The sequence below is a fragment of the Curtobacterium sp. PhB146 genome (assembly GCF_004342995.1).
Taxonomy (GTDB): Bacteria; Actinomycetota; Actinomycetes; order Actinomycetales; family Microbacteriaceae; genus Curtobacterium.
Genome location: NZ_SMBN01000003.1, coordinates 89,101 through 105,046 on the forward strand (window position 1 = coordinate 89,101; position 15,946 = coordinate 105,046).

Annotated in this window: 11 protein-coding genes and 1 other RNA gene; 9 read left to right on the plus strand and 3 right to left on the minus strand. The window is 70.5% G+C overall.

Features of this window, described 5'->3' with window-relative positions:
* Window positions 1-157 precede the first annotated feature (157 nt).
* Both EDF33_RS12610 and EDF33_RS12615 read left to right on the plus strand, forming a co-directional pair.
* A complete protein-coding gene (locus EDF33_RS12610) occupies window positions 158-1,900 on the plus strand; it encodes a hypothetical protein (protein ID WP_123937699.1) in 1,743 nt (580 codons plus the stop codon).
* Window positions 1,897-2,904 carry a tetratricopeptide repeat protein gene (locus EDF33_RS12615; protein WP_132100214.1) on the plus strand — a complete coding sequence of 336 codons (1,008 nt, stop codon included), beginning with the start codon at window positions 1,897-1,899 and terminating at the stop codon, window positions 2,902-2,904. The genes EDF33_RS12610 and EDF33_RS12615 overlap by 4 nt, the downstream gene beginning before the upstream one ends.
* A gap of 89 nt (window positions 2,905-2,993) precedes the next feature.
* Here the strand turns inward: EDF33_RS12615 and glgB are convergent, their stop codons facing one another.
* The 3 genes from glgB to EDF33_RS12630 all read right to left on the minus strand — a co-directional run bounded on the left by glgB (window position 2,994) and on the right by EDF33_RS12630 (window position 9,781).
* Entirely contained in the window at window positions 2,994-5,549 is a 2,556-nt protein-coding gene (gene glgB / locus EDF33_RS12620) for a 1,4-alpha-glucan branching protein GlgB (RefSeq protein ID WP_207906691.1), read from the minus strand.
* Complete coding sequence (locus EDF33_RS12625) at window positions 5,546-7,546, minus strand: alpha-1,4-glucan--maltose-1-phosphate maltosyltransferase (RefSeq protein WP_173168709.1); 2,001 nt, start codon at window positions 7,544-7,546, stop codon at window positions 5,546-5,548. The genes glgB and EDF33_RS12625 overlap by 4 nt, the downstream gene beginning before the upstream one ends.
* 171 nt (window positions 7,547-7,717) lie before the next feature.
* The gene (locus tag EDF33_RS12630; protein WP_132100215.1) at window positions 7,718-9,781 is read right to left on the minus strand and encodes an alpha-amylase family glycosyl hydrolase; all 2,064 of its coding nucleotides are present in this window, start codon (window positions 9,779-9,781) and stop codon (window positions 7,718-7,720) included.
* 59 nt (window positions 9,782-9,840) lie between these two features.
* On the opposite strand from EDF33_RS12630, the gene EDF33_RS12635 reads away from it, so the two are divergent.
* The 7 genes from EDF33_RS12635 (at window position 9,841) to EDF33_RS12665 (ending at window position 15,934) form a co-directional block, all read left to right on the plus strand.
* Complete coding sequence (locus tag EDF33_RS12635) at window positions 9,841-11,022, plus strand: cysteine desulfurase family protein (protein WP_132100216.1); 1,182 nt, start codon at window positions 9,841-9,843, stop codon at window positions 11,020-11,022.
* Window positions 11,023-11,082: 60 nt separating this feature from the next.
* Window positions 11,083-12,192 carry a peptide chain release factor 2 gene (gene prfB, locus EDF33_RS12640; RefSeq protein ID WP_132100217.1) on the plus strand — a complete coding sequence of 370 codons (1,110 nt, stop codon included), beginning with the start codon at window positions 11,083-11,085 and terminating at the stop codon, window positions 12,190-12,192.
* Between the two features lie 61 nt (window positions 12,193-12,253).
* Window positions 12,254-13,009 (plus strand): cell division ATP-binding protein FtsE, encoded by a 756-nt coding sequence (gene ftsE / locus EDF33_RS12645; RefSeq protein ID WP_132100218.1) that lies wholly within the window; start codon window positions 12,254-12,256, stop codon window positions 13,007-13,009.
* On the plus strand, window positions 13,006-13,920 hold the full coding sequence (ftsX, locus tag EDF33_RS12650; protein ID WP_111086440.1) for a permease-like cell division protein FtsX: 915 nt from the start codon (window positions 13,006-13,008) through the stop codon (window positions 13,918-13,920). Before ftsE ends, ftsX begins: the two co-directional genes overlap by 4 nt.
* 89 nt (window positions 13,921-14,009) lie before the next feature.
* Entirely contained in the window at window positions 14,010-14,486 is a 477-nt protein-coding gene (gene smpB, locus EDF33_RS12655) for an SsrA-binding protein SmpB (protein ID WP_123294782.1), read from the plus strand.
* 101 nt (window positions 14,487-14,587) lie between these two features.
* Window positions 14,588-14,964, plus strand: a transfer-messenger RNA (tmRNA) gene (ssrA, locus tag EDF33_RS12660).
* A gap of 160 nt (window positions 14,965-15,124) precedes the next feature.
* On the plus strand, window positions 15,125-15,934 hold the full coding sequence (locus EDF33_RS12665; protein WP_132100219.1) for a hypothetical protein: 810 nt from the start codon (window positions 15,125-15,127) through the stop codon (window positions 15,932-15,934).
* Window positions 15,935-15,946 lie beyond the last annotated feature (12 nt).

Consider the following 15,946-nt stretch of genomic DNA (forward strand, 5'->3'; position numbering starts at 1 on the left):
GCCCGATCCGGCCCGCGGTCGATTGTAGTGGTGGCCCGACGGGGTCGTCTGAGTCCGACGACAGCCCGGATGGATGCGCTGCTCAGCCATGCTCGCTATCCTGAGTCGCTGATTCGCGCGCCGACATCCCCACCCCGGCGCGGTAGGGAGAGTGTTCGTGCGATTCGTCCTGGCGATCGTCAGTTTCGTCATCGGCCTGCTGCTCGTCGCGTTGGCGGTCGGACAGCGGACCGTGTTCGCTCCGCCGTCCTCGCTCGTCGCGGACAGCTCGACCAGCAGCTCCGCTCCGGTCACCGTGATCCCCGGGTCGACGCTCAACGCGAACCCCGGCTACCAGCGCATCAACGTGTCCGGCTCCGGCAAGGTCTTCGCGGCGTACGGCAAGACGGCCGACGTCGACGCGTGGGTCGGTGACGCCGAGCACACCACGCTCCGGTTCGACGCCGAGAGCGCGAAGCTGGTGGGCAAGACCACCGGCTCCGAGGCGTCCGTCCCGTCGCCGAAGGGCAGTGACCTCTGGTACCAGGAGTACGACGGCTCCGGGCAGTTCACGGTCCGCCTGCCGCAGGACGTCTCGGTCCTCATCGTCAGCGACGGCACCGCCGCGGCCCCGAGCGACGTCTCGGTCACCTGGCCGAAGGACACCGCGACGCCGTCCGTCGGGCCCCTGCTGGTCGCCGGTGGCGTCTTCGCACTCGGCGGCATCGTGCTGTTGATCCTGGCGTTCCTGCACCAGCGCCGCGGTCGTGGGCCGCGTCGTCGCAGCGGTGGCACCCGACCGCCGCGCGTGCGGGCCTCGCGTCGCGCCGCCGCCGCCGGCGCACAGGTCCCGACCCGGGGCCGCCGCGGATCGCGCGCGTTCATCGCGGTCCCCGTGGTGCTCGTCGGCACGCTCGCCCTGGCCGGCTGCTCCTCCGACTACTGGCCGCAGGGCGGGGACCCCTCGCTCGCGACCCCGACCCCCACGGCCAGCGCGACCGGCGCAGCGGAGACCACCGAGCCCACGGCGGCGACCAAGCAGCAGATCACCCGGGTCGTCGAGCGGATCGCCACGGTGGCGAAGCAGTCCGACGGCGCCCGCGACCGTGACCTGGCGAAGACCCGCTTCACCGGTGCCGCGCTCGACCTGCGCCTGGCGAACTACTCCATCCGCGGCAAGGACTCCGACGCCAAGGCACCGCCGGCGATCTCGGCCGGTCAGGTGTGCGTCGCGTTGCCCCAGCAGACCGATACGTGGCCGCGCACGGTCTTCGTGATCGTCGCCGAGGACTGCGACGCCAAGTCGGCACCGCAGGCCCTGACGCTCGTGCAGGACACCGCGCGCGACCCGTACAAGGTCGCCTACGACGTCTCGCTCGAGGCCGACGCCAAGATCCCGAGCCTCGCCCCGACGTCGATCGGTGCGGCGCTCCTCGCCCCGCAGTCGAAGCTCCTCGCGATCGCCCCGGACCAGGTCGCGACCGCCTACGGCGACATCCTGTCCAAGGACTCGAAGAGCGAGTACGCCGACCTGTTCGCCACCGAGGGTGACGGCCTCCGCACCACCATCGGCAAGGCGTACAAGGACAAGAAGGCGAAGTCCCTGCCGGACACGGCGAAGATCGAGTACTCGTCCGAGGCCCCGGAGGACTCCGCCGTCGCGATCGCGACCGACGACGCCGGCGCGCTCGTCTCCGCCGACCTGAACGAGATCGAGAAGGTGACCCCGACCGCCTCCGGCGCCGAGGTCAACACCGAGGGTGCCGTCAAGGCACTGTCCGGGGTCGACACGAGCAAGAAGGGCATCAGCGCCACGTACGGCGTCCAGCTGCTCTTCTACGTGCCGCCGGTCGCCTCGGATGACAAAGTGGTCCTGCTCGGGTTCACGCAGGGCCTGACCGCAGCGAGTGAGGTGCAATGAGCAACATCCCCCCGACCCCGTCCGGGCTCCGCGGAGCCGTGGACCTGTCGTCCCTCGTCGACCGCGCACAGCGGCCGCCCCAGCCGCCCGCCGGTGCTCCGGCGCAGGCGGGAAGCCCGACCGGTGCAGCAGCGCCGGGCACCGAGACCGGCGGCGACCTGACCGTCCCGTCGCTCGTGCTCGACGTCACCGACGACACGTTCCAGGACGTCCTGGAGCTGTCGTCCGTGGTGCCGGTGATCGTCGACATCTGGGCCGAGTGGTGCGGGCCGTGCAAGCAGCTCTCGCCGATCCTCGAGCAGCTGACCGCCGAGTACGGCGGGCGCGTGCTGCTCGCCAAGGTGGACGCCGACACGAACCCGCAGCTCGTGCAGGCGTTCCAGGCGCAGTCGATCCCGACCGTGGCCGCGCTGATCGGCGGACGCCCGCTCGGGCTCTTCGTCGGCGCGCTGCCCGAGGCGCAGGTCCGCGACGTCTACGAGCAGGTGCTCCAGGCAGCCGAGCAGAACGGCGTCTCCGGTCGCGTCACCGTGGACGGTGCCGCTCCGCCGGACGACACCGCCGAGCAGGGCGAGCCGGAGCCGGAAGCGCTGCCGCCGCACCACCAGGCCGCGTACGACGCGATCGAGCAGGGCGACTACGCCACGGCGATCACCGAGTACAAGACCGCGATCCTGCAGGACCCGCACGACCAGATGGCCGTCGCGGGGCTCGCGCAGGTGTCGCTCCTGGACCGGCTGAACGGCCACACCGCCGACGACATCCGTGCCGCCGCCGGTGCGGGTCCGAAGGACGTCCAGGCGCAGCTCGCGGTCGCCGACCTCGACATCTCAGGTGGCCACGTCGAGGACGCCTTCGGGCGCCTGCTCGACCTGGTGCCGACGGTGTTCGGCGAGGACCGTGAGGCCCTGCGCGTCCGCCTGGTCGAGTACTTCGAGCTCATCGGGACCGACGACCCGCGCGTCGTCGCGGCCCGCCGTCGCTTGGCGAGCGCGCTGTACTAGCGGTCCGCAACCGACGAACGGGAGGCCCGGTGCCAGCTGGCACCGGGCCTCCCGTCCGTCTGCGGCCGCGTCCAGGACGCGGGCCACAGCTAGCGCTCGAGCTTGAGCCAGACGGCCCCGAGCGGCGGCACCACGAGGTGCGCCGATGCGGGGCGGCCGGCCCACGGGGTGTCCTCGGCGGTGACGACTCCGAGGTTGCCGACACCGGAGCCGCCGTACTCCGCGGCGTCGGTGTTGAGCACCTCGTGCCACTCGCCGGCGCTCGGCAGGCCGAACCGACGCTCCACGGGCACGCCCGAGAAGTTCACGAACACCGCCAGCCGGTCGTCGCCGTCCTTGCGCAGGAACCCGAGCGTCGAGTGGGGTGCGTCGCCGCCCTCGATCCACTCGAAGCCGTCGGCCGTGCTGTCGTGCGTCCAGAGCGCGGGCGTGTCCTTGTAGACCCGGTTCAGGGCGGCGACGAGGTCCTGCACGCCGCGGTGCCCGGGCTGGTCGAGGAGCCACCAGTCGAGCCCCTTCGCCTCGGACCACTCTGCGGGCTGGGCGAACTCCTGCCCCATGAAGAGCAGCTGCTTGCCGGGGTGCGCCCACATGAACGCCAGGTAGGCCCGGACGTTCGCGAGCTTCTGCCACTCGTCGCCGGGCATCTTGCCGTAGAGGGAACCCTTGCCGTGCACGACCTCGTCGTGGCTGATCGGCAGGGTGAACTGCTCACTGAAGGCGTAGACGAGCGAGAACGTGATCTCGTCGTGGTGGTAGCTGCGGTACGCGGGGTCGCGCTGCACGTACTCGAGCGAGTCGTGCATCCAGCCCATGTTCCACTTCTGGCCGAACCCGAGACCACCGGCGCTGGTCGGCTGGGTCACGCCGGGCCACGAGGTGCTCTCCTCGGCGATCATGACGATGCCCGGGTAGCGCTTGTAGGCGGTGGCGTTCGTCTCCTGCAGGAACGCGACGGCGTCCAGGTTCTCGCGGCCGCCGTGGATGTTCGGCAGCCAGTCGGTGCGGGAGTAGTCGAGGTACAGGATCGAGGCGACGGCGTCGACGCGCAGGCCGTCGATGTGGAACTCCTCGAGCCAGTACAGGGCGTTGGCGACCAGGAAGTTCCGGACCTGCGGCTGCCCGAAGTCGAACACGTAGGTGCCCCAGTCGAGCTGCTCGCCGCGGCGGGGGTCCGGGTGCTCGAACAGCGCGTGGCCGTCGAAGCGTCCGAGTGCCCACTCGTCCTTCGGGAAGTGTCCGGGGACCCAGTCCATGATCACGCCGATGCCGGCGGAGTGCAGGCGGTCGATCAGGTACCGCAGGTCGTCGGGGGAGCCGTAGCGTGCGGTCGGGGCGTAGTACCCGGTGACCTGGTAGCCCCACGAGCCGCCGAACGGGTGCTCGGCGAGCGGCAGGAACTCCACGTGCGTGAAGCCCGTGTACTGCACGTGCCCGATGAGCTGGTCGGCGACCTCGCGGTACGACAGCCCGGGGCGCCACGAGCCGAGGTGGACCTCGTAGACGCTCATCGGCTGGTCGTGCGTGGTCGTCTCCGCGCGGCGTTCCATCCAGGCACGGTCGCCGTCGGACCACGTGTAGCTCGACTCGGTGATGACCGAGGCGGTGGCCGGGGCGATCTCGGCCTCGCGGGCGAACGGGTCCGCGCGCTCGACCCAGCCGGAGTCGGTGAGGATCTGGAACTTGTACCGCTGCCCCGCGACGGCTCCGGGCCAGAACAGCTCCCAGACACCGAGGTCGCTCAGGCGGCGCATCGCGGTGGTGCGGCCTTCCCAGCCCTCGAAGTCGCCGATGACGCGGACGGCGGTCGCTCGGGGTGCCCACACGGAGAACGCGACGCCGTCGACGCCGTCGATCGTGCGGACGTGCGCGCCGAGGTGGTGCCAGAGCTGCTCGTCGCGGCCCTCACCGAACAGGTGCAGGTCGAGCTCGCCGAGCGTCGGGGCGAACCGGTACGCGTCGTCGGTCGTCCAGGTGGCGTCGTCCTCTTCCGAGGACTCGTCGAAGTCGTAGTCGGCCTCGACCCGGTAGCGCCCGAGCTCCTCGGCGGTGGCACCGGCCCAGAGACCGTCGCCCTCGTGGGTCAGCTCGACGTCGTCGCCGTCGAGCCGGACGAGCCGGACCGCCTGCGCCAGATGGCGCACCACGCGGACGCTCGTGCCACCGTCGACGGCGTGCGGGCCGAGGACGTCGTGGGGCTGGGACCAGCGGCCCTCGGCGACCTGTTGGCGCAGCCACTGCTCGACCGGAGCCGGGCGCGGGCCCGTGCTGTCGGCGGTGGCGGGCTCGGGAGCCGGCGGCGTCGGGAGGGCGGTCGACGGCGCGACGGTGGACGGGCCTCCGGTCGGAGCGCCCGAGGACGCGACGGCGTCGACGGACGGTACCCGCGGGTGCGTCGCGTCGGCGGGGTGCCCCGCCAGCGTGGCGGACTCGGCGACCCCGCGGTCGGGCGCCTCGCGCGGTGCAGCGGGAGCGCCTGGCAGGTCCTCGTCGGGGGCGGAGACCCGCGGCTCGTAGCGCGGCTCCGGCTTCGCGTCGGACGGTGTCCGCGCGGGCACGGGCGGCGGCGGGGGCGGGACCGGCGGTACGGCAGGGCCGCGGCGCGACGGCGGGGTCGGCTGGGGTGCGGTCGGGTCGTTCGTCATCGGTGCAGTCCTTCCACGACGAGCAGGTGCACGGGTTCCTGGAACGCGTCCAGGCGGACGTAGTTCGACGCGCCCCAGACCCAGCGCTGCCCGGTCACGACGTCACGGACGTCGAACCGGCTGTCGGCCGGCAGGCCGAGCGCAGCGAGGTCCAGGTGCACGGTGGTCTCACGCGCCGAGTGCGGGTCGACGTTCGCGACGACGATCACGGTGTCGGCGTGCCCGGAGCGGATGAACTCGCCGGACAGGTGCTTCGAGTACACGACGGTCGCCGGGTCGTCGGCGGCGTGCACGTGCAGGTTCCGCAGCTGGCGGAGCGCGGGGTGCGCGGCACGGAGCCGGTTGAGCATCGTCACGTACGGGGCGAGCGACGCGCCCTCGGCCTCAGCCAGGGCGAAGTCACGCGGCTTGTACTCGTACTTCTCGTTGTCGATGTTCTCTTCCGAGCCGGGTCGGGCGACGTCCTCGAACAGCTCGTACCCGGAGTACATGCCCCACGTCGGGGCGCCCGTCGCAGCGAGCGCGGCACGAACCTTGTAGCCGGCGCGACCGCCGAACTGCAGGTACTCGGTGAGGATGTCCGGTGTGTTCACGAACAGGTTCGGGCGCAGGTAGTCGCTCGTCTCGTGCGACAGCTCCTCGAAGTAGGACTCGATCTCTTCCTTCGTGTTCCGCCACGTGAAGTACGAGTACGACTGCTGGAACCCGACCTCGGCCAGTGCGCGCATCATCGCCGGCCGGGTGAACGCCTCGGCCAGGAACACGGTGTCCGGGTGCTCGTCGCGGACTTCGCGGATGACGCGCTCCCAGAACCAGAGCGGCTTGGTGTGCGGGTTGTCGACCCGGAAGATCCGGATGCCGAAGTCGATCCAGTGCCGCAGGACGCGCAGGACCTCGGCGACCAGGCCCTCGGGGTCGGAGTCGAACTGGATCGGGTAGATGTCCTGGTACCGCTTCGGCGGGTTCTCGGCCGTGGCGATCGAGCCGTCGGCGCGCTGCGTGAACCAGTTCGGGTGCTCGGTGACCCAGGGGTGGTCGGGGGAGCACTGCAGCGCGAAGTCGAGCGCCACTTCCATGCCGGTGTTCTTGGCGGTCTCGACGAAGTCGCGGAAGTCGTCCTCGGACCCGAGGTCGGGGTGGATCGCGTCGTGCCCGCCCTCGGGGGAGCCGATCGCCCAGGGGCTGCCGGGGTCGTGCGGCCCCGGGGTGAGCGTGTTGTTCGGCCCCTTGCGCGCGGTCGTGCCGATCGGGTGGATCGGCGGCAGGTAGACGACATCGAAGCCCATCCGGGCGACGGCGGGCAGACGACGGGCCGAGGTCCGGAAGTCGCCGCTCTTCCACGAGCCGTCCGGGTTCTTCTTCGCGCCTTCGCTGCGGGGGAAGAACTCGTACCAGGCGCCGACCCCGGCACGGGTGCGTTCGACGTCGAGCAGCTGCGTCGGGGAGTGCGTCCGGAGCGAGGTGAGCGGGGCTTCCTCGACCTCGGCCACGATGCGCGGGTCGTCGACGGCGGCCAGGCGCTCGGCCGGGTCGAGGTCGGTGTCGCGCACCTTGGCTGCCGCACGGGTGGCGGCGGGGGAGTCGGTCTCGTCGGCGAGCCGGTCGAGCAGCAGGGCGCCGTCGAGGAGCGTCGCCTCGGTGTCCACCCCGGCCGCGATCTTCAGCCGCGCGGCGTGCAGCCACGTGGCCCAGTCGTCGGAGTAGGACTCGACGTGCCAGGTCCAGACGCCGACGTGGTCGACCTGGACGGTCGCCTCGTACCGGTCGGTCCCGGGCGCGCCGAGGGCCAGGGGGACGGTCCTGGTGCCCCCGTCCGGGCGTTCGAGGACGAGGTCGGCGCCGATGATGCCGTGTCCTTCTCGGAAGACGGTCGCACCGAACGTGATCACCTCGCCGTCGAACGCCTTGCCGGGGAACCCGTTCGGCGTCCTCGGGGCGAGCTCGGTGATCGGGATGCGCCCGATCTTCGGTCGGCGGGGTCGGTCTGCGGTGGCCACGGAGCCGACGCTACCCGGCGAGCGCCTCCGCGTTCCCCGGAATCCGCCCGCTGTGGGCGGTCGGGCGCGCCGTGGACCTGTGGAGGAACCGGACGGGAGGCCCGTGGCGGGGCCGCCACGGGCCTCCCGTCCGCCCGCTGGTCACGTGCCGGGCGCGGGCCGGATCGCGCGCTACGCCGGCTCGAACAGGTGGATGCCGGGGCCGTACGCGGTGAACACCTGACCGGCGGGGCGGAGCCGCTCGTGGTCACGGTGCTTCTCGCTCGACCACGCGAGGCGGTAGCCGAGCACGTCCTCGCGCACCGGCAGCGTCAGGTCACGGGTGCGCCCGCTGCCGTGCACCACGACCAGCACGCGGTCGTACGGCTCGTGCTCGGGCGTCGACTCGGCGAAGTACTGCAGGACGCGGTGCACCGGCTGGTCCCAGCCCTCGATGGTCATCGGGTGCCCGTCCGGCCCGTACCAGGACATCCGCGAGGCACCCGGGGTCTCCTGCCCCTCGACGCCGAAGCGCGTCGGCCGGAGTGCGGGGTGCGCCTGCCGGAACCGGGCGAGCGCGGCGACGGCCTCGGTCATCGACTCGGCGTCCTCGTCGTCGGACCAGTCCACCGGGGTGAGGTCGTCGGACACGACGTACGCGTTGTTGTTGCCGTGCTGCGTGCGGCTCCGCTCGTCACCCGCGGTGAGCATCGGCACGCCGGCGGAGAGCAGCAGCGTCGCCGCGAGGTTCCGCATCGACCGGCCGCGCGCTGCCCGGACGCCGCGGTCGGCGGTGTCGCCCTCGATGCCGTGGTTGAACGAGCGGTTGTCGTTCGAACCGTCGCGGTTCTCCTCGCCGTTCGCCTCGTTGTGCTTGCCGTCGTACGACACCAGGTCGAGCAGCGTGAAGCCGTCGTGGGCGGTGACGAAGTTGACGCTCGCGAGCGGACCGCGGTCGGCACCGAAGACGTGGCGCGAGCCGGTCAGGGCGCCGGCGAGGGCGCCGATGCCGGTGCGGGGCATGCCGTTGCGGCGTTCCTCGGCGATGTCCGTCAGCCAGAACTGGCGGACCGTGTTGCGGAAGCCGTCGTTCCACTCACTGGTCCGGTCGCCGGCCGCCCCGAACGAGCCGGTCTTCCAACCGTCGGGTCCGACGTCCCACGGTTCGGCGATGACCAGGGTGTCCTGCAGGTCGGGGTGGTTCCGGATCCGCTCGAGCAGGGGGTGCTGCGGATCGAAGACGTGGTGGGCGTCGCGGGCGAGCGCGGCCATCAGGTCGAAGCGGAAGCCGTCGACCTGCACCTCGCGCGCCCAGTAGACCAGGCTGTCGACGATCAGGTCCGCCGTGGACTCCACCGAGGTGTCCAGGGTGTTCCCGCAGCCGGTGGTGTCGTAGTAGGTGTCCCGGAACGGCGGCGCGGCCTGGGTCCACCGGTACCGCTCCGCACCGTCGATGCCGCGCAGGCTGGTGGTGGGCCCGCCGAGGCCCTCTTCCGCCGTGTGGTTGTAGACGACGTCGAGCACCACCTGGATGCCCGCTTCGTGCAGCAGCCGGACCATGCCCTTGAACTCGCGCAGGACCGCGGACGCGCCCTCGGCCCGTGCGGGTGCGGAAGCGTGCGCGGCGTGCGGCGCGAAGAACCCGAGGGTGTTGTAGCCCCAGGCGTTCTCGCGGCCGGCGTCCCGCAACCAGTTCTCGGTGTCGAACGCGTGCACCGGCAGGAGCTCGAGCGTCGTGACACCGATCCGGTGCAGGTGCGCGATGGTGCTCTCGTGCGCCACCCCGGCGTACGTGCCGCGCAGGTGCTCCGGCAGGTGCGGGTTCGCGGCGGTCAGGGTGCGGACGTTCGCCTCGTAGACCACGGCGCGGTCGAGCGGGACCGTGGGCTTGACGACGCCGCCCCAGTCGAAGGCGTCGTCCACGACGACGCTCGTCCAGCGGGGCGTGCCGAGTCCGGTCGGGGCGATGCCGCGGGCGTACGGGTCGAGCAGGGGCCGTGTCGGGTCGAACTCGTTCCGCGGTCCGACGGGCCCGTCGACGAGCAGGTGGTACCGGTCACCCGGGGCGGCGCCGGGGGTCTCGGCCGTCCACAGGTCGGTCGCCGGCAGCCGCTCGAGCGGGTACCGGACCGGCTGCCCGTCCGCTCGCTCGACGACCACGACGACGGCCGTGGCGGTGGCGGACCGCAGGGAGAACCGCGGGACGTCGGCCCCGAGGTCGAACCCCGGGGTGTGGTCGATCGCTGTCTCGTGCACCCGACAAGGGTACGAGGACCGGCGCGTATCCTGGACACCGCTCGTTCCAGGGGGTGCAGATGCCGGTCTACCTCGACCACGCCGCGACGACGCCGATCCTGCCGGAGGCGCTCGCCGCGTTCACCGATGCGCTCGGCACCGTCGGCAACCCGTCGTCGATCCACAGCGCCGGGCAGCGCGCCAAGATGCTGCTCGAGGACGGTCGCGCCGCGGTCGCCCGGTCGCTCGACGCCGACACCGTCGAGGTCGTCTTCACCTCCGGCGGCACGGAGAGCATCAACCTCGCCGTGAAGGGCCTGTTCTGGGCCCGGCAACGCGACCGTGCCCGCCCCCGCATCGTCGTGCCGGGTGGCGAGCACCACGCCACCGTCGACACCCTGACCTGGTTGGAGACGCACGAGGGGGCCGTCATCGACGTGGTCCCGTTGGACGCGCAGGGTCGCGTCGACCTCGTCGGACTGGAGGCACGGCTCGCCTCCGCCGACGACGTCGCCCTGGTCACGTTCCTGTGGGCGAACAACGAGGTGGGCACCATCCAGCCCGTGGCACGGATCGTGGAGCTGGCGCACGCCGCTGGCGTGCCCGTGCACAGCGACGCCGTCGCCGCCTACGGCCAGGTGCCGGTGTCGTTCGCCGCGTCCGGCCTCGACGCCCTGAGTGTCTCCGCGCACAAGGTCGGCGGACCGGTCGGCATCGGTGCGCTGGTGCTCGGGCGGAAGGCCACCGTCGAGCCCCTCATCCACGGCGGCGGGCAGCAGCGCCAGGTGCGGAGCGGCACCCAGGACGCCCCCGCTGCGGCCTCGTTCGGCGTCGCGGCCACGATGGTCGCCGCCGAGCCGATGCCGCACCCGTCGCTCGTCGCCCTGCGCGACCGGCTCGTCGCCGGAGTCCGTGCGGCCGTGCCGTCCGCCGTGCTGATGGGGGACCCCGACGACCGGCTGCCCGGCAACGCGCACTTCACGTTCCCGGGCTGCGAGGGCGACTCGCTGCTGTTCCTGCTCGACGCGGCCGGGGTCGCCGTCTCGACCGGATCCGCGTGCCAGGCCGGTGTGCCCGAGGCGTCGCACGTGCTGCTCGCGATGGGCCTGTCGGAGCAGGACGCCCGCGGCGCGCTCCGGATCACGCTCGGACACACCTCGACCGATGCGGACGTCGACGCCTTCCTGGCGGCGCTGCCGGACGCGGTCGCGCGGGCCGGGGCTGCGGGCATGGCGTCACGGGAGCCGTTGCTGGGGCGGTAGCGCGCCCGCCGGCGCGGGTGCGACGCCGACCGGCCTGCCGCGCCGGTAGGATCGGTGACCATGGTCGAACTGGACTTCACCGAGCAGCTCTCCGCCCTCCGAGAGACCTTCGGCAACATCCGCTCGGTGGTCGACGTCGACCGCCTGCAGCGTGAGATCGCCGACCTCAGCGAGCAGGCGGGCGCCCAGGACCTCTGGGACGACGTCGAGCACGCGCAGCAGGTGACGAGCGCGCTCTCGCACCGGCAGTCGGAGCTCAAGAAGATCACCGACACCGAGCGACGCATCGACGACCTCGAGGTGCTGGTCGAGATGGCGAACGAGGGCGATGACCAGGACTCGGCCGACGAAGCCGTCGCCGAGCTCAAGGCGGTCCAGAAGACCATGGGCGACCTCGAGGTGCAGACGCTCCTCGACGGCGAGTACGACGACCGCCCCGCCGTGATCACCATCCGCGCCGGGGCCGGTGGCGTCGACGCCGCGGACTTCGCCGAGATGCTCATGCGCATGTACCTGCGGTACGCCGAACAGCACGGCTTCAAGACCACCGTGATGGAGACGTCCTACGCCGAAGAAGCGGGCATCAAGTCCGCCACGTTCGAGGTCGACGCGCCCCACGCCTTCGGCACCCTGTCGATCGAGGCCGGCACCCACCGACTCGTGCGCATGTCGCCGTTCGGCGCAGCGGGCAAGCGGCAGACCTCGTTCGCCGCGGTCGAGGTCATCCCGCTCATGCCGGAGACGATGGTCATCGACATCCCCGAGAACGACATCCGCGTCGACGTCTTCCGTTCGTCGGGCCCCGGCGGGCAGTCCGTCAACACGACCGACTCCGCGGTGCGCCTGACGCACATCCCGACCGGCACCGTCGTCTCGATGCAGAACGAGAAGTCGCAGATCCAGAACCGTGCGGCCGCCATGCGCGTGCTGCAGTCGCGCCTGCTCCTCCTGAAGAAGGAAGAGGAGAACGCGAAGAAGAAGGAACTCGCCGGCAACATCACGGCGAGCTGGGGCGACCAGATCCGGTCCTACGTGCTGGCGCCGTACCAGATGGTCAAGGACCTGCGGAGCGAGCACGAGGTGAACAACCCCTCAGCCGTGTTCGACGGCGACCTGGACGGCTTCATCAACGCCGGCATCCGCTGGCGCAAGCAATCCGTCGACGCGTAGGGGTTCGTGAGCCGCGCGCCTCGCTTGCTTTCCAAGCGGGGCGACCTACCCTGATCCGGTCATGATCAAATTCGACCAGGTCACCAAGGTCTACTCGGGCAACCCGAGTCCGGCGCTCGACAACCTCACCCTCGAGATCCTCAAGGGCGAGTTCGTGTTCCTCGTGGGCGCCTCGGGTTCCGGCAAGTCCAGCTTCCTGCGCCTCGTGCTCAAGGAGGAGAAGCCCTCCCGCGGCCAGATCCACGTGCTCGGGCAGCGCCTCGGGTCCCTGGCGTCGCGGAAGGTCCCGTACTTCCGGCGCAACCTCGGCGTCGTGTTCCAGGACTTCCGACTCCTGCCCAACAAGAACGTCTTCGACAACGTCGCGTTCTCGCTGCAGGTGATCGGCAAGAGCAAGGGCTTCATCAGCGAGGCCGTCACCGACGTGCTGAAGCTCGTCGGACTCGCGGGCAAGGCGACCCGCATGCCGCACGAGCTCTCCGGTGGTGAGCAGCAGCGCGTGGCGATCGCCCGCGCCGTCGTCAACAAACCGGCGATCCTGCTGGCCGACGAGCCCACCGGCAACCTGGACCCCACCACGTCCGCCGGCATCATGGCGCTCCTCGAACGCATCAACCAGGGAGGCACCACCGTGCTCATGGCGACCCACGACGCCAGCATCGTGAACCAGATGCAGCGTCGGGTCATCGAGCTGTCGAACGGCACGGTCCTCCGTGACGAGCCGTCCGGCGGCTACCAGACCCAGGCGGTCCCGATCCAGCGCGGCACCGTGTCGAACACCACCGGCATCCAGACCATCCCGGGGCTCATCCGATGAGGCTCGGGCTCGTCATGTCCGAGGTCGGCTCGGGCCTGCGGCGCAACGCGTCGATGGTCGTCTCCGTCGTCCTCGTGACCTTCATCTCGCTCACCTTCGTCGGGACAGCGATCCTGCTCCAGATGCAGATCAACCAGATGAAGGGGTACTGGTACGACCGGGCGCAGGTCGCCGTCTACCTGTGCACCGACACCGACACCACCGGCAACTGCACGGGTGCCAAGGCCACCGAGGACCAGCGGAAGCAGGTCCAGGCCCAGCTCGAGTCGTCCACCCTCAAGCCGTACATCGAGAAGACGTACTACGAGGACCAGGACCAGGCGTTCACCCGCTTCAAGGAGCAGTTCAAGGACTCCGCGGCGACCGAGTTCGTCAAGCCCGAGTACCTGAACGAGACGTTCTGGGTGAACCTGAAGAACCCGTCGCAGGCCGACGTCCTCGTCGAGAGCCTGTCGAAGGTCGCCGGTGTGCAGAGCGTCGTCGACCAACGCGGCTACCTGCAACCGATCTTCAACCTGCTCAACGCGTCGTCGTACACGGCGATCGGCATCGCGGCGCTCATGCTCGTCGCGGCCGTGCTCCTCATCGCGACCACGATCCGGTTGTCCGCCTTCAGTCGCAGGCGAGAGCTCGGCATCATGCGGCTGGTCGGTGCGTCGAACCGGTTCATCCAGACGCCGTTCGTGCTCGAGGGGGTGATCGCCGCCGCCATCGGAGCCGTCCTGGCGGGTGGTGCCATCACCGCGGTGGTGTGGTTCTTCGTCCGGAACTTCCTGGCCGAGCGCTTCACCGGCACAGCCTTCATCGGCATGGGGGATGCGGCCATCGTGGTGCCGTCGGTGATCGTCATCGGGGTGTTGCTCGCCGCGGTGTCGGCGTCGATCGCCATCCGCCGCTACCTCAAGGTCTGATCCGCCGCGCCGGGAAGGTGCGTGCGGCGCCTGCTGTTGGGTAGTCTGTAGGGCTGCGCAGCGCAGTGCCCGGTACGAGAGGAGTCGTCATGGCGAAGGAACGCGGTGAGAAGATCGTCGCGACGAACCGTCGCGCCCGACACGACTACCTCATCGAGGACACGTACGAGGCCGGCATGGTCCTGTCCGGCACCGAGGTGAAGTCCCTGCGCATGGGACGCGCCTCGTTGGTCGACGGGTACGCCTACATCGACCGGGGCGAAGCCTGGATCGATGCCGTGCACATCCCCGAGTACACCGAGGGCACGTGGAACAACCACGCACCTCGGCGCAAGCGCAAGCTGCTCCTCCACAAGCAGCAGATCGTGAAGATCTCGCACAAGACGGCCCAGGGCGGCTACACCCTCGTGCCGCTGCAGATCTACTTCCACGACGGTCGCGCCAAGATCGAGATCGCGGTCGCCAAGGGCAAGCGCGAGTTCGACAAGCGTCAGGCCATGCGGGAGAAGACCGACAAGCGTGAGGCCGAGCGGGCCATGCGCACGAAGAACCGCGTCGGCGAGTAGCGGCCTCGCACCTCGGTCAGCTAGACTGAGGGACTGCTCCGATCGGAGTAGTCGCAACACAACTCAACAGCGTGACAGCGGCTCGCACGTCCGGCCCGCATGGGGATGATCGGTTTCGACATTGCCTGTGTGCCGACGGGAAGCGGGCCGAGGACCCACGGTTATCTCGTGAACGATCCGTGGAAAACAACAAGTGCCAATTCCAAGCGCACTGACTTCGCTCTCGCTGCGTAAGCAGCCCAGCACATGAAGTCCGTCGGCCAGGTGACCGTCCCCTAACCTGATCCCGGCGTCATCCAGAGGACTTGCTGCACGGTTGCGCCTCAGGGCCGTGCGGGACTTGCACTGAGACTGGGCCCGTCGTCCTAGAAGCCGGTAGCAAAGGACGGGGCCGAGCAGAACGAACTATCCGGATACGCCCGTAGAAGACGTCGAATTGCAGCGATGGACGGGGGTTCGATTCCCCCCATCTCCACCATTCGCCGGTCGTCGAGCCGCTGTCACCACGTGTTGCACGAACGCCCCGTCACCGTCCCTGGACGATGCCGGGGCGTTCGCTGTCTCGCCACGTCAGGGGACTACGCTCCGGAGGAGGCGCAGGGAAACGCCCGCGCCGACCCCGAACGGAAGGCCCCCACGTGGTGCAGGAGATCGCGATCCGAGTCCGTCTGCGCGAGCAGGAGCGAGTGGTGCTCACCGACTACGAGCGGATCGTGGGGTCCGTCGCCACGGTTGCCGCCCTCGCTGCCTGGCTGCCCACGCCCGACGCCCGCCTGGTCGTCCGCGGCCGGGGTGCCGAGCCCGTCCGCCTCGAGACCGTCACCTACGGTTCGGTCGTCGAGATGCTCGTCGTGCTCGACCAGCGTTCGGCTGCTGTCGAACGGGGTGCAGCAGCGATCGCGGCGCTGATCGAGTCGGTGCGGCACGAGCACGTCGCCGATGACGTGGCCGGGGTCGCCGGTGAGCTGGACCGCCTGGACCGCGCTGCACCGCGTGGACGGTCGGTCGTCGAGCGCACGCCCCGCACGTTCCTCGAGGGTGCGCGCGCCGACGTCCTGGCACGCAAGACCACGACCCGGGTGCGGACCGCGCAGGCGCTGTTGCGGCTCGCCGAGGACGACGCGGTGCTCACCGTGGAGCGGGTGACGGACGCGCTCGCGCCCGTGCTCGAGGAACACGCGGTCGACGTCGCGCTGGACACGGGTTCCGCCGTGGTCGTCGAGCCGATCGACGGGGTCGAGTCGCCGGAGCAGGCACCGGTCCTGCCGTTGCCTTCGGGGGAAGCGAAGCCGAAGAAGTCGGACGAGAAGCCGTCCAAGAAGCAGAGCGACGGCAAGAAGAAGTCCGACAAGAAGAAGTCGGACAAGAAGGACGACGGCAAGAAGAAGTCCGACAAGAAGAAGTCGGACAAGAAGGACGACGGCAAGAAGAAGAAGTCCAAGAAGTAGCAGCCTGAGTGC